The 15024-nt window shown below is 39.7% G+C and carries 13 protein-coding genes and 2 tRNA genes; 13 read left to right on the top strand and 2 right to left on the bottom strand.

The genetic code is table 11. The features are described from left to right. Positions 1–10 precede the first annotated feature (10 nt). From nudC to J5X91_RS07620, 7 genes are all read left to right on the top strand, one after another. The gene (gene nudC / locus J5X91_RS07650; RefSeq protein ID WP_208834351.1) at positions 11–934 is read left to right on the top strand and encodes an NAD(+) diphosphatase; all 924 of its coding nucleotides are present in this window, start codon (positions 11–13) and stop codon (positions 932–934) included. A 2-nt stretch (positions 935–936) separates the two neighbouring features. Next, on the top strand, positions 937–2118 hold the full coding sequence (locus J5X91_RS07645; RefSeq protein ID WP_208834350.1) for a cystathionine beta-lyase: 1182 nt from the start codon (positions 937–939) through the stop codon (positions 2116–2118). 143 nt (positions 2119–2261) lie between these two features. Beyond that, positions 2262–3089 carry an ABC transporter permease subunit gene (locus tag J5X91_RS07640; RefSeq protein ID WP_011328590.1) on the top strand — a complete coding sequence of 276 codons (828 nt, stop codon included), beginning with the start codon at positions 2262–2264 and terminating at the stop codon, positions 3087–3089. Next, on the top strand, positions 3086–3994 hold the full coding sequence (locus J5X91_RS07635) for an ABC transporter ATP-binding protein (RefSeq protein WP_011328589.1): 909 nt from the start codon (positions 3086–3088) through the stop codon (positions 3992–3994). The genes J5X91_RS07640 and J5X91_RS07635 overlap by 4 nt, the downstream gene beginning before the upstream one ends. Then, positions 3994–4368, top strand: coding sequence for a PH domain-containing protein (locus J5X91_RS07630; RefSeq protein WP_208834349.1), 375 nt, complete (start codon positions 3994–3996; stop codon positions 4366–4368). Before J5X91_RS07635 ends, J5X91_RS07630 begins: the two co-directional genes overlap by 1 nt. Positions 4369–4568: 200 nt before the next feature. Next, positions 4569–5372, top strand: coding sequence for a putative porin (locus tag J5X91_RS07625; protein ID WP_208834348.1), 804 nt, complete (start codon positions 4569–4571; stop codon positions 5370–5372). A 242-nt stretch (positions 5373–5614) separates the two neighbouring features. Further along, positions 5615–7891 carry an acyl-CoA dehydrogenase gene (locus tag J5X91_RS07620; RefSeq protein WP_208834347.1) on the top strand — a complete coding sequence of 759 codons (2277 nt, stop codon included), beginning with the start codon at positions 5615–5617 and terminating at the stop codon, positions 7889–7891. A gap of 73 nt (positions 7892–7964) precedes the next feature. On the opposite strand, the gene J5X91_RS07615 is transcribed toward J5X91_RS07620, so the two are convergent. Together J5X91_RS07615 and cysK are read right to left on the bottom strand one after the other, a co-directional pair. Next, a complete protein-coding gene (locus J5X91_RS07615; protein ID WP_041454731.1) occupies positions 7965–8399 on the bottom strand; it encodes a hypothetical protein in 435 nt (144 codons plus the stop codon). 121 nt (positions 8400–8520) lie between these two features. Then, on the bottom strand, positions 8521–9489 hold the full coding sequence (cysK, locus tag J5X91_RS07610) for a cysteine synthase A (protein ID WP_011328584.1): 969 nt from the start codon (positions 9487–9489) through the stop codon (positions 8521–8523). 692 nt (positions 9490–10181) lie between these two features. On the opposite strand from cysK, the gene J5X91_RS07605 reads away from it, so the two are divergent. The 6 genes from J5X91_RS07605 (at position 10182) to J5X91_RS07580 (ending at position 14932) form a co-directional block, all read left to right on the top strand. Then, positions 10182–11327: a dicarboxylate/amino acid:cation symporter gene (locus J5X91_RS07605; RefSeq protein WP_208834346.1), complete on the top strand. Its 1146-nt coding sequence runs from the start codon at positions 10182–10184 to the stop codon at positions 11325–11327. A gap of 148 nt (positions 11328–11475) precedes the next feature. Then, positions 11476–12126 (top strand): UvrY/SirA/GacA family response regulator transcription factor, encoded by a 651-nt coding sequence (gene uvrY / locus J5X91_RS07600; RefSeq protein ID WP_011328582.1) that lies wholly within the window; start codon positions 11476–11478, stop codon positions 12124–12126. Between the two features lie 9 nt (positions 12127–12135). Further along, entirely contained in the window at positions 12136–13959 is a 1824-nt protein-coding gene (uvrC, locus tag J5X91_RS07595; RefSeq protein WP_089368515.1) for an excinuclease ABC subunit UvrC, read from the top strand. A 42-nt stretch (positions 13960–14001) separates the two neighbouring features. Further along, positions 14002–14547, top strand: a complete 546-nt coding sequence (pgsA, locus tag J5X91_RS07590; RefSeq protein WP_011328580.1) for a CDP-diacylglycerol--glycerol-3-phosphate 3-phosphatidyltransferase — start codon at positions 14002–14004, stop codon at positions 14545–14547. Between the two features lie 216 nt (positions 14548–14763). After that, positions 14764–14839 (top strand) — tRNA-Gly (locus J5X91_RS07585). Positions 14840–14858: 19 nt separating this feature from the next. Further along, positions 14859–14932: transfer RNA gene (locus J5X91_RS07580), tRNA-Cys, on the top strand. Positions 14933–15024 lie beyond the last annotated feature (92 nt).

Below are 15024 nucleotides of genomic sequence, written 5' to 3'. Positions count from 1 at the left end.
AAGGATTTAAATGCTTCATTACAGCAACATGCCACTAGACAGAGGCTCAAATTTTCGTAACGACCCAGCATGGCTTAAAGCGCATATGTCGGCGCAAAGTAAGTGGGTTTTAGTTAAAAATAATCAAACCTTATTTATTAAAGATACCCCAATAGTTAGCTATTTATCGTATCAACAGGTTGCCCATTTAGATTTAACTAATGCTATTTTTGTTGGTTTAAACAATGCAAAAGATGGGGTGTTTGCTCTTGATGTATCTAAGCTAGATACCAGCATACTTGATCCTTTAATTGACGGCGCACAGTTTGTTGACATACGCCAATACGGCCCTCAAGTAACCATTAAATACGCTTCAATAGCGGCACTTGCACGCGGCTTATGTTATTGGCATGCAACTCATAGTTTTTGTGGACGTTGCGGCAGTAAAAATCATTTAGTAGAAGCCGGGCATTCGCGAGTATGCGAAAACGAAAACTGTAAACACCCTACTTTTCCGCGCACTGATCCTGCAGTAATTATGGTGGTTACTAAAGTGTTTGCCGATGGGGTAGAGCGCTGTTTACTAGGTCGTCAAGCTGCGTGGGCGAGCGGTATGTATTCGTCGTTAGCGGGCTTTGTTGATCCCGGTGAAACACTCGAGCAAGCAGTTGCTCGTGAGGTAAAAGAAGAGGCGGGTATTGAAGTAAATAATGTACGTTATGTTGCATCACAACCTTGGCCGTTTCCTTCATCAATAATGCTGGGCTTTTTTGCCGAAGCGGTTACAGAAGATATTAATGTTGATAAAAACGAACTTGACGATGCTAAGTGGTTTAGCCGTGAAGAGTTACGCCAGTTTGGTAATTGGCATGACGAAGGGGAGCATTTAAAGCTTCCCAGAACAGATTCTATTTCTCGCTATTTAATTGAGTACTGGCTAAATAATAAGGATTAAGCATGACGAGCAAAAGCAATAAAAATACCCAACTTGTTACATCAGGACGTAAAAAAGCCTATACCCACGGTGTAGTTAATCCGGTTGTGCAACGTGCATCAACCATAGTATTTGACTCAGTAGCAGAATTAAAAAAAGCCGCTAAAACATGTGGTGACAAAACCTTATTTTATGGCCGTAGAGGCACAACTACCCACTTTGCGCTGCAAGAGGCGATAACTGAGCTTGAGGGCGGCGAAGGGTGTGTACTTTATCCGTGTGGCGCAGCTGCAATTAGCCAAACTTTGCTGTCGTTTTTAAAAACCGGCGACCATATTTTAATGGTTGATAATGTATACGAACCTACTCGTGATTTTTGCGATAAAATTCTAGCCGGCCTGGGTATTAGCACTACGTATTACCCACCTACTATAGGTGCTGGAATTAAAGACTACATTAAACCAAACACCAAGGTATTGTTTTTGGAATCGCCGGGCTCTATTACCATGGAAATTCAAGATGTACCGGCTATGGTAAAAGTAGCAAACGAGCACCACATAATGACCATGCTTGATAATACCTATGGCAACGGTTTGCATTATCGTCCGCTTGAGCACGGTGTTGATATTAGTATTCAAGCAGCTACTAAATATATAGTAGGCCATTCTGATGTAATGATGGGCGTGGCTGTTGCTAATAAAAAGTATTGGCTAACTTTGCGCGAAAACTCCTATTTACTCGGGCAATGCACTAGCGCAGACGATGCATATTTAGCACTTAGGGGCTTACGCACTATGGCTGTGCGTTTAAATCAACACGAAAAAGCAGCAATAGAAGTGGCTACATGGCTTGAGCAACATGAGCTTGTTGATCATATTCGCCACCCAGTATTTGCTACTTGCCCGGGGCATGAATTTTTTAAACGTGACTTTGATGGCAGTAATGGTTTGTTCTCAATAGTAATGAAAGCAGGGGATCAGGCTGCCATAGATGCGTTTTTAGATAGCCTACACTATTTTAAAATGGGTTTTTCGTGGGGCGGCTTTGAAAGCTTAGTAACCGCTAATTTAACCATGAAAAGACTGCGTTCGGATACAGGTTGGGATTTAGGGCCCGTTATTCGTTTGCATATAGGCCTTGAAGATGTAGACGATTTAATCAACGACTTAAGCCAAGCACTTGAGGTTTATAAGCAGCATTTATAATTTTTAATGTAATTTATGCTGTTAGATTAAAATGTATTGTTACAAAGCTCACCATTAGTGAGCTTTTTTTTGCTGGTAATTCAAGGTATTTACACTTAGTGTGGATAAATATACTGAAAACAAAAAGTCATTAAGGATAGTCAATGGCAACACCATTACCGATAAACATAGGGCGACTAACGCAAATAGCAGGCTTTGAGCTCGTACGTATGTTTTTAACTAAACGTGGGCTCATTGCATTAGCTGCCTTTGCATTGGTGTGGCTAATAATACTGCGCTACCCGATAGGGCAAGCGGTAGGCATTGTAAGTGCGCCCGATTTTGAACAAATTGCCCGTGACATATCTGGCTCCATAGGTTTAAGTAAATTACTTGATTGGCCTGAGGCCGAATTTGCTATGTATTGGCTGATTGCTTTGTATAGCTTTCCGATATTTAGTGTGTTTATTTGCAGCGACCAAACGGTAGGCGATAGAGAGCGTGGCACACTTCGTTTTTTATCGCTGCGTTCAACACGTTTTGAAATACTCTTTGGCCGTTTTTTAGGGCAATTAGCGGTATTAGCATGCTTGGTAGGTATTACCCTGGTGGCTACGCTCGCTGTGCTGGGGTTTAGAGATCCTAGTTTACTTGCTGGTGGCTTTACCCGCGCACTTTCTATATTTTTAATATTAGTGGTTACTCTGTGCCCATTTGTAGCTCTTATGACGTTGATAAATACCTTTGCTCGCTCATCGCGTTTATCTATAGTGTTGGCAATTTTATATTTTACGGCAGGCGGTATTGTTGTTGGTATTTTGCAGTGGCAAATCCCCGCATTAGGTATGCTTGATTATTTATTTCCGGGTGTACAAATAGAGCTATTAGCTGGACAAAATTTACCATTACTAAGCGCGGTGGCTATTCCACTGATCCAAACAGCGGTATTACTAAGCGTTGCTCAGCGTGTTTTTGCAAGGAGCTCACTATGAGAGCATTAATTACAGGCAGCGGTTTGAGTAAATCGTATGGCGCAAAACTTGCGCTTAATAATGTGAACTTTGAAATAAATAAAGGTGCGCCAGTGGCGCTTGTTGGGCCAAATGGCGCGGGTAAAACCACCTTATTTAGTTTGTTATGCGGCTATATAGCGCCCAGTAAAGGCAGTCTTGAAATATTAGGGCATAAGCCTGGCAGTGCAGCTTTATTTAATAAAGTAAGTGCATTACCGCAAGACGCGCAGCTTGACCCTCGTTTTAATATAGACAAGCAACTTGCCTTTTATGCAAAACTACAAGGTATGGGCGCTAAGCAAAGCCAAACTGAGGCGCTACGTGTACTTGACTTGGTTGGTCTAAAAGAGATTGCAAAGCAGCGTGCAGGGGACTTATCACACGGTATGCGTAAACGTGTAACCATAGCACAGGCGCTTATTGGTGAGCCGCAAATAGTGATGCTTGATGAAGCCACTGCGGGGCTTGATCCTATTCATGCCAGAGAAGTACGCGAGCTGGTTTCTGATTTAAGTGAGCAGGCTACTTTTATTTTAAGCTCGCACGATTTAACCGAGCTGGAGCGACTTTGCTCGCAAGTATTGCATTTAGATAAAGGCGTTTTAAGCGAGCATCAAACCAAAGAAAACAAGTCAGATACACATTTTTATACCCTAATGCTTAATGAAAATTATCAAAATGTAGAGCAACAGTTGCAATCGATTGCAGGTATAAGCCGTGTATATATGAGCCAACATAAAGAGTTTGTAATTGAGTACCAGCCTACAGGTGAACCGCTTGATATTGCATTGCTTAACTTTTGCCATCAGCATAACTGGCAATATAGGCAGCTTGTGAACGGACACACCCTAGAGAATCAAATTTTTAAACAGGAGAAATTATAATGGGATTATTCAGTGGGTTAATGGGTAACGCTAGCGAAGTAGATGATGCCGACTTAGAAAAAGTATTATTAAATACCTTAATAGAAGGCGAACAGGTTGAAAAGGCTTATAAAGTAATACGCGATATGTTTATTTTTACTAACAAGCGATTGATCTTGATAGATAAACAAGGTGTTACTGGTTCTAAAATGGAGATGATCAGTATAGCTTATTCAAAAATAACAAAGTTTAGTAAAGAAAGCGCAGAGCATTTTGATCTAGATGCCGAGCTGAAAATATGGGTTGGCTCAGACTCTACACCTATTAGTAAAGACTTTAAGTCTGGCGATAATATTAATGATGTTTATCGTATTATTAGCCAATATGCACTGTAATACTTAGTTTAGTTAAAGTAGTTGTTAGCATGGTGTTGCAATTACTTTAATCTTACACATACCTACACTTCATTACAATTAACTTAATGAATACAAGTGCTTAGTTAAGTTTTCATTCAGTTTCACAGCGTTAGCATGTCCCTCGATCTCAGCTACCCAGCTAAGACATAAAAAAGTCATATAAATAGGGATTTATCATAATGAAAAAGTTAGCAGTTATTATCTCAAGTATTTTATTATCTAGCGCTGCAACCACTGCAATGGCAGCAGATAGCTATCAGTCAATTAGTAACCTAGGCTTTAAGCATGAAACTAGCAGCAATAACAATACCGTTGCGGTGGATTCTATTTACTATTTATCGCCTAAAAAAACATTAGGCCCGTACGATCAGTTTGAATACATAAATAAACAAAGTAATGTATATGGTGGCTACGCTGACGACGACTCTAGTGACGTAACTTCAGTTGGTGGCGAATACTTTATTAACAACTTTGTGGTAGGTGCATCTTACAGTAACCTTGATACTGGTTCGCACAATGAGTTTTACACGCTTTCAGGTGGTTTCTTTTTTAACCCAAACTTACTGGCTAAAGTAACTTTAGTTGAAAACAAAAACGGTGAAGATTTTGCGTTATTTGATTTAGCTTACAACCACATGCTAAACAGCACTGACTACATTGGTGTAACAGTAACCGCTGATGACGACTTTGATTACCGTGCAGTAGCAGCTAAATACTTTATTGACTTGCAGCAAGGTAACTTCTTAACGTTTGAAGGTAAGTACGAGAGCATTGATAATAAAGAAAACCAATGGGTAGCAGAAACTAACTACTACTTCTCAAAAGCAACATCTGTATTTGCTAACTACAACAAGCAAGATGCTTACAGCTTTGGTGCTCAGCATTTCATTAATGAAAATGTAGGTATTAAAGTTGGTTACGGTAACAATGCTGATGATTCAGGCAACGATGCTTACTTTGCTAACATGCGTTTTCAGTTTTAATTAAGGCTTATAGTTAATTTACTTAAGAGTAAAAACAAACCCCGCTTAATACTAAGCGGGGTTTTTGTATTTTTAAAGTAAGTAATTGAGTTAAAAATAATAACTAAAGCTATGCAGAAAGTTAAAAGAGGTGATTTTTAAATAAACTAAGCATAACTTACGACTGAAGAATGATTGTATTTAACTTGAGAACGGTCATAATTAAACCACTATTTTCATTCAATGTATCAAGGAATATGCACATGACATTTTTTATTATATTGCTGGTCGTGGTGGTGGTTATATTTGCAGTTAAAAATATTCGCCTCAATTTAATCAGTCGACCTACCTTTAAAATGTTTAAAAAAGTATTACCGCCGTTATCACAAACCGAGCGCGAGGCAATGGAAGCTGGTGATGTTTGGTGGGATGGTGAGTTATTTAGTGGTAACCCAGACTGGCAAAAGCTGCACCGCTTTCCTAAGCCTGAGCTAAGTGATAAAGAAAACGCCTTTATGGATAATCAAGTAGAGACTTTATTGGCTATGCTTGACGATTATCAAATTGTGCAAAAAGATAAAGACTTACCAAAAGATGTTTGGGATTACTTAAAATCGGAAGGTTTTTTTGCATTAATAATTCCTGAAAAATTTGGTGGGCGTGAATTTTCTGCGATTGCAAACTCTACTATAGTGTCAAAAATTGCCACAAAAAGCTTAACAGCAGCTGTTACCGTAATGGTACCTAATAGCTTAGGCCCAGGTGAATTACTGCTACATTACGGTACTACAGAGCAACAAAACCGCTGGTTGCCTACGTTGGCGACTGGTGAAGATGTACCTTGTTTTGCACTAACAGGTCCAGAAGCCGGATCTGATGCAGGAAGCATTCCTGACTCAGGCGTGGTGTGTATGGGGGATCATAATGGCGAAGAGGTTTTAGGCCTGCGTTTAAATTGGTCAAAACGTTATATTACGCTTGCGCCTGTGGCAACGGTTTTAGGGCTTGCCTTTAAAATGTATGACCCTGATGGTTTATTAGGTGGAGAAAAAGAGCTGGGAATTACCTGTGCGCTTATCCCTACTGATCACCCTGGAGTTGAAACTGGCGAGCGCCATTACCCACTAAATATGGCGTTTATGAATGGCACAACGTACGGTGAAGATGTGTTTATTCCACTGGATTGGATTATAGGCGGGCAGCAAGGCGCTGGACGTGGTTGGCGCATGTTGGTTGAGTGTTTAAGTGCAGGGCGTGGCATTTCATTGCCAGCATTAAGTACAGCAACAGGGCATTTAGCCGCTAAAATGACCTCAGCTTACGCCATGGTGCGCCAACAGTTTGGTGTGTCTATTGGTCAATTTGAAGGTGTACAAGAGGCACTTGCACGTATTGGTGGTTTAACCTATGCGCTTGAGTCGTGTCGTTTAATGACGGCAGGTGCAATTGATTTAAAACTCAGCCCTTCAGTTGTTACCGCTATTGCTAAATACCATATGACTGAAATGGGTCGTACAGTAATGAACGATGCGATGGATATTCATTCAGGTAAAGGCATTCAGGTTGGTCCAAATAACTATTTAGCGCATGGCTATATGGGGATCCCGGTATCGATTACGGTAGAAGGCGCTAATATTTTAACGCGTAATTTAATGATATTTGGCCAAGGTGCCACACGTTGTCATCCGTTTGTATTAAAAGAAATGGAAGCGGCAGCGATGGAAGATGATGACGCTGCATTAGAGCAATTTGATGGTTTATTAATGGACCATATTATGTTTGCCGCGTGCAACGCCAGCATGGCACTTGTGCATGGTTTAACGCGTAGTTGTTTTGCTAAAGCACCGGTAAGTGGCGAAACAGCAGTTTACTATAAGCAACTGACAAGAATGAGCCGTGGCCTTGCCATATGTACAGATGTAGCCATGCTCATGTTAGGCGGAGAACTTAAACGTAAAGAAATGATATCGGCACGTTTAGGTGATGTATTAAGCCATTTGTACTTAGCGTCAACCGTACTAAAACGTTTTGAAGACGAAGGGCGTCAACAAGCCGACTTACCCTTTGTTAAATACGCAATAGAAACGTCATTGTATGAAATTGGCCAAGCATTTGATGGTTTCTTTAAAAATTTCTCAAACCCGGTGGTTAACTTTGTGCTCAAACGTATTGTATTCCCACTCGGTAATCATTATCACAAACCAAGTGATGCCATTGCACAAAGTATTTGTAAACATATGACTCAACCAGGTGTGTTTAGAAACCGATTAACGCATTTATGTTATGTGGATGAAAACGCGGGTACGGGTGTAATGGAAAGTGCATTTTTAGCAATGCATGATATGCAAACACAATTTAAAGATCTAAAACAATGGCAGCGTAAAGGGAAGGTACCCGCTACGCTTGATATTGAGGGGGCGATTAATTATGCGCTTGAAAACGATTTATTAAAGCAAACCGATGCCGATGCAATGCATCATGCTAATAAATTAAGAAAGCAAGCCATAGCAGTTGATAACTTTCAACCTGGTGAGCTATAGCAGTGCTTTAAGTAATAACTAAAACGAAAAGGCCTTACAAATGTAAGGCCTTTTTGCGTTTAATTCATTTAAGTTAACGAGCGTAAGGATCGGTCACTATTTTATCTATATACCATAGGCCTTTTTTATGACGCATTTTAACGCTGCGCATATCATCAATTTTTTTACCATTTAGAGTGCCGGTGAATATAAGATTAATTTTAGCCGAGTCGCCATATTGCTCCCGTAAGCTCATATTAGACATATCAACTTCTATAACCACTTGATCATATTGCATGTTTAATAAGGTGCGAGAAAATTGCTTAGCAGTACCATATGATTTCATAATGCGGGCAAGGTTTGGGGTTGCCATAGTGCTGGCTTTATGCAGATTTTTTTGATTATAAAGCGCGTCAAAATAAGCCGTTGCAGCATCGCCCGGCGTGCTATTAACTTGGGCAACTTCTTCAGTGCAGCTAATAATAAATAGGCAAAAAGTTAAGCTTAAAAAAGAGGTTAGTTTTTTCATCATCAATATAATTTATTCATTCTTTACAAAGTGTGTGGCTTTATTGCACGGATGTAAAGGGGGGTGAATAAATAAGTAATAAAAAAGGATGCTAAGAGCATCCTTTTTTCAAACAAAATACTTATTGTACGAGCTCTTGTTCACTAAACTCTTCATCAAACATGGGGCTTGATAAATAACGCTCAGTGGCACTTGGTAAAATAACCACTATATTTTTATCTGCATTTTCAGGCTTTTCAGCAATACGTTTCGCCGCAACAACCGCTGCGCCAGATGAAATACCTACTAATATACCTTCTTGTCTCATTAGTAGGTGTGCCATCGCAATAGCATCTTCGTTAGATACTTGCTCTGCACCATCAATCACACTTAAATCTAAGTTACCAGGAATAAAGCCAGCACCAATACCTTGAATTTTATGTGGCCCAGGCTTAATTTCTTCACCTGCTAGCGTTTGGCTAATAACCGGTGAATTTGTTGGCTCAACAGCAATCGATTTTACATTGAGACCTTTTTCGTTTTTAAGGTAGCGACTAACACCAGTGATAGTCCCGCCAGTACCAACGCCTGCAACAAAAAAGTCTACTTTACCATCAAGGGCATCATAAATTTCAGGGCCGGTGGTTTCAAAGTGAATTTTAGGGTTTGCCGGGTTTTCGAATTGTTGTAATAAAATATATTTATCGGGAGCGGTTGCTTGAATTTCTTTTGCTTTATCAATTGCACCGTTCATACCTTTTGCGCCATCGGTTAGTACTAGGTTTGCACCTAATGCTTTGAGCAGTTTTCGGCGCTCTAAACTCATAGTATTTGGCATGGTAAGGGTTAGTTTATAACCACGAGATGCTGCCACAAACGCCAGCGCAATACCGGTATTACCAGATGTAGGCTCAATTAGTTCTTTATCTTTCGTTAGCTGCCCTGATTTTTCAGCTTCCCAAATCATTGATGCACCAATACGACATTTTATACTAAAGCTTGGGTTGCGAGATTCAATTTTTGCGTATACGTTGCCACCGGTAACACGGTTAAGTTTTACCAGCGGTGTATTACCAATGCTTAGTGAGTTATCTTCAAAAATAGTAGACATAATGTTCCTTTGGATACAATCCGCTTAACATGTTAGTAGTTTTGCTATTAACTATATAAGCATACTTTACTGTGAGTTTAAAAAATTTAAAGTAAAGTTTGGCTATAACATATATTTATTGGGCTTATAACGAGGATGTGTTTATTTCTCAAGCTTGAATTTACCGCGGTGTGGTTGATTTTTGAGCTATGCAGGGCCTTCTTAATGTGGTTACTGCCCATTAATTGACGCTAACGACGCTTAAAAGATAAATAAACCCTAATTAAATAAAAACTTGGCCTCGTGATCATTGCAAGTGTTACTTAAGGAACCTGAGCTCCGGATAATAAATCTATCTCAAGCAGCTATTTTCAGCGCTAATTGCGTTGAATTTACTTGCAATAGGCCAGCTATTGACGCGTAAATTCGCCTTGTTTTCATTGAAAACTTCTGGCTAGAGAAAATAAAATTAAATATAACTATGATTCAATACGTTAGTAAATCTCTTAATCAGAGTTCAGATTAAGTAGAAAAATAAACTTTTGAAAGGCGTGTTATATTTATTTATATTCTAACAATTAATCTATTAAAGACTTAATACTCACCGTATTGTTGCTTATTTGTGCAAATGAACTGCAGTTGAACAGTTTTATGATACAAGCTATGCAAAACATGATAAAAACACAGTATCTAAATTCAAGAAAGCAATCACAATGAAGTTAATCTTAAAATTAATTGCCGGTATTGTGGCCGGTATCTTAGCTGGACTCTATTTACCACTAATAGGCGTTGAACTTTTATATACTGTTAAAGAACTGATTGGACAATTGATCTCCTTTACTATACCGCTGATCATTTTATTTTTTATTGCATCGGGTATTGCTGGACTACCAAAAGGGTCAGGGCACTTATTAGGTAAAACAGTTGGTTTTGCTTATGGCTCTACTGTTATTGCTGGCACACTGGCTTTTTTACTGGTTAGCACAGTAATTCCATTTTTAAGTGGCGGTATTACATTTGAAGCTGAATCAGCGACACAAGTTGGTAGTTTTATTGATTTAGAAATTCCGCCACTAATGGGCGTGATGACTGCATTAATGAGCGCATTTATATTTGGTGTTGGCATGAGCCAGCTTGAATTGACTACGCTTAAAACAGTGTCAGATCAGGGGCGTGATATTGTTGATGGCTTATTATCTAAGGTGATAATACCGGCATTACCATTTTATATTGCAGGTGTATTTGCCGAAATGACGGTAGCAGGAACAGTTGTTGATACCCTACAAGCATTTGGCGTAGTACTTATTGCAGCGCTGGTTATGCACTGGTTATGGCTTACTGTTTTATATGTATCTACAGGCTTGTTACTAAAACGCAACCCAATCGAATTAATTAAAAATATGCTACCAGCGTACTTTACCGCTTTGGGCACAATGTCTAGCGCTGCAACAATTCCAGTATCATTACAATCAAGTAAGTCGAATGGTGTAAAAGAAGACGTAGCCAATTTTACGGTTCCGCTTTGTGCGACAATTCATTTATCGGGCTCTACAATTACAATTGTAACCTGTGCAATGGCGGTCATGTTTTTATCACCAAGCATGCAAGCACCTTCATTAATGGGCATGTTGCCATTTATTATGATGTTAGGTGTAGTAATGATTGCCGCACCAGGTGCACCTGGTGGTGCAGTAATGTCGGCACTGGGTTTATTAACAACTATGCTAGGCTTTAATGAAGGCGCAGTAGCTTTAATGATTGCACTATATTTAGCCCAAGACAGTTTTGGTACTGCGTGTAACGTAACCGGTGATGGCGTTATTGCTTTGTGGGTAGATCGCTTTAGCGAAAAAGCATAATAAACTGGGTGTGTTAATCTGTTAATATACATGTATTAACACACCTTAAACGATGAAATAATATCGGTTATTGTTTTATTTTAACTGTGTTACTGTGGCAAATTAATATTATTAAATTGCATTTTATTAGGCTAGTGAGGATGTTCCATTGATTAATGTACTTTTAGTTGATGACCATGAGTTGGTACGAACAGGGATCAGGCGGATTCTTGACGATGTACGAGGCTTTAAAGTTGTTGGAGAAGCTAAAACAGGTGAAGAGGCTGTGCAATTTTGTCGTCAACACTCACCCAATATAGTACTTATGGACATGAATATGCCCGGTATTGGTGGCCTTGAGGCGACGAAAAAGATTTGTCGTTATTGCCCTGATGTAAAAATTATAGTGCTTACTGTTAATTGTGAAGATCCGTATCCTAGTACCGTAATGCAGCTTGGCGCGCATGGCTTTTTAACTAAAGGTGCTGGGTCTGATGAAATGGTACGTGCTATACGCTGTGTGCATGCAGGGCAGCGTTATATTGCACCTGAAATTGCACAGCAAATTGCATTAGCACAGGTAAGTGGGCGCACAGATGAAAGTCCATTTCAGAGTTTGTCAGAGCGTGAACTGCAAATAATGCTAATGATCACCAAAGGTGAAAAAGCACAAAGTATAGCTGAGCGTTTAAATTTAAGCTCTAAAACAGTTAATAGCTACCGCTATCGTATGTTTGAAAAACTAAATGTGAGTGGCGATGTAGAGCTGACTCATTTAGCTATTCGCTATAAAATGATTGATATAGACGTATCGTACTAATCATAATTTATGTCTGAATTTGATCACGTCCAGTTTTTAAAAACACTATCGAGTGAGCCCGGGGTTTACCGTATGCTCGATAGTGACAATCAAGTAATTTATGTTGGTAAAGCAAAGCATTTAAAAAAACGGGTGAGTAGTTACTTTAGAAGTAACATCACCGACAGCAAAACCCGTGTTTTAGTCAGTAATATTTGTAATGTTGAAGTAACGCTTACTAATACCGAAACCGAAGCGCTATTACTTGAAAACAATCTGATAAAAAAGTATCAGCCTCGTTACAATATTTTATTACGCGACGATAAATCCTATCCTTATATATTACTTACTAATCATAAACATCCTCGATTAGCGTTTCATCGTGGCAGTCGTAAAGTAAAAGGTGAGTATTTTGGCCCATTTCCAAGTGCGGGGGCGGTATCAGAAAGCTTACGACTGATGCAAAAAATATTTCCCATTCGTCAATGCGAAGATGTTTATTACCGTGCGCGCAGCCGACCATGCTTACAATATCAACTCAAACGATGCTCAGCCCCGTGTGTAAATAAAGTTTCAGATGAAGATTATACTGAGCAAGTTGATTATGTGCGTAAGTTTTTAACGGGTAAATCACATGAGGTAATCGCCGATCTCATTAAAAAAATGGAAGCAGCTAGCCAGCAGCTAAATTTTGAGTTGGCTGCAAAAGTGCGTGACCAAATAATGTTGCTGCGTAAAATGCAGGAACAACAGTCTATTTCGGGTAATTTTGCAGAAATGGATGTTGTAGGCTTTGCACACCTAAATGGTTTAAATGGCATTCACTTATTGATGATCCGCGACCATAAAGTATTGGGCAGTAAAACCTACTTTCCAAAAGTGCCAAAAGACTCAAGTGAACAAGAAATATTGACTTCGTTTTTAGGCCAGTACTATTTAGCGCCGGGGGCAACTGGGCGTATCGCAAAAGAAATCATTTTGCCGTTCGAAATACAAGAAAGCGACGTATTAGGCCAAGCACTTACGCAAATAAGTGAGCGTAAAGTAACTCTTAAAGTAGTTACTCGGGGTGAGCGTGCCCAGTATTTGCAGTTAGCCAATAAAAACGCATTAAATAGTATTACCGTTAAGCAAAGCACCCAAGACTCTATTAATAAACGCTATGCGCAATTAAAAGCTACCCTACGCCTTGATGATATAACCAGAATGGAATGTTTTGATATAAGCCATACTATGGGGGAGAACACGGTTGCTAGCTGTGTGGTATTTGATTCACAAGGACCCAATACTAAAGAGTATAGGCGTTACAACGTGACTGGAATAACCGGTGGAGATGATTATGCTGCCATGGAGTTTGCGCTTAATAAGCGCTACAACAAATTAGTTGATGAAGATAAAATACCCGATGTGATTTTTATAGACGGTGGTAAAGGGCAATTAGGGCGTGCAGAGCAGTATTTTGCTACTTGGCCACATGCAAAAATGCCCTTGTTAGTTGGTGTAGCTAAAGGTACAAGCCGTAAACCCGGCCTCGAAACACTGTTAATAGACGGTGGTCGAAAAACTATTCCAATGGATTCAGATGCACCTGCACTGCATTTAATTCAGCATATACGCGACGAATCACATCGTTTTGCTATTGCGGGGCACCGTAATAAGCGCCAAAAACAACGAACGCAATCATTATTAGAAGAAATAAATGGCGTAGGTGCTAAGCGCCGACAAACATTATTAAAATATTTAGGGGGCATGCAAGGGGTAAAAGCTGCTAATATAGAACAGTTAAAGAAAGTACCGGGGATCAGCCCTGACATGGCTGACAAGATATTTAACCATTTGCATGACAAGGGTTAGCCCTTCATGCGAATATAGCAAAAAAGACATACCCAAGCAGTTATGTGGAATATTCCAAACACACTCACAACCTTTAGACTTTTTCTTATCCCCATTTTTTTGGTGGTATTTTATTTGCCTTATTCATGGGCGCTTTTTGCTGCCGCCTTTATTTTTTGGTTTGCATCAATAACCGACATTCTCGACGGTTATTTAGCACGTAAACTTGAGCAATCAACTCCCTTTGGTGCGTTTTTAGATCCCGTTGCCGATAAAGTTATGGTGTGCGCTGCCTTAGTCGCGTTATCAGAGCATTATCAGTCTATGTATATGACTATCCCGGCACTTATTATAATAAGCCGCGAAATTGTTATCTCTGCACTGCGTGAATGGATGGCAGAACAAGGTAAGCGTGATAACGTAGCTGTATCTAATATGGGTAAAATAAAAACAGCAGCACAAATGTTAGCCATTATCGGTCTAATTTGGCAATACGATGCTTGGATGAATTATTTAAGTTTTGGTTTATTGTATATTGCGACCTTCCTAACATTGAGTTCTATGGTGCAATATTTGGTATCGGCATGGAGTGAATTGACCAAAAATTGATTCTAAACGTCTAATAACGCACCATATTAGATAAAAAATAATCAAACAGTTCGAAAGTGGCATTTTTTGTATTGACGCGTTTAATAATCTCTGTAGAATGCGTCCGTGTTGAGAGGGCATAGCCCCCAAGATAAACTAAATGGTAATTAATCAGTTACTGAATATTTACTGCAATACGTTGCAAGTTGATAGAAAGCTTACTGAATAATATTAAATGCGGCACTAGCTCAGTTGGTAGAGCGCGACCTTGCCAAGGTCGAGGTCACGAGTTCGAGCCTCGTGTGCCGCTCCAGTTTATTTGGATACATTAAGGCGGAATGGCAGAGTGGCCATGCACCGGATTGCAAATCCGTTTACCTCGGTTCGACTCCGGGTTCCGCCTCCATAGCAACACTCCACATGCTTTAAATAGCAAACTCGATGCCCGAGTGGTGGAATTGGTAGACACAAGGGATTTAAAATCCCTCGACTAACAAG

Origin of the sequence: Pseudoalteromonas sp. K222D (genome assembly GCF_017653575.1) — a bacterium.
In the GTDB taxonomy this organism is placed as follows: Bacteria; Pseudomonadota; Gammaproteobacteria; order Enterobacterales; family Alteromonadaceae; genus Pseudoalteromonas; species Pseudoalteromonas nigrifaciens.
This window is presented reverse-complemented; position numbering and strand designations above follow the sequence as displayed.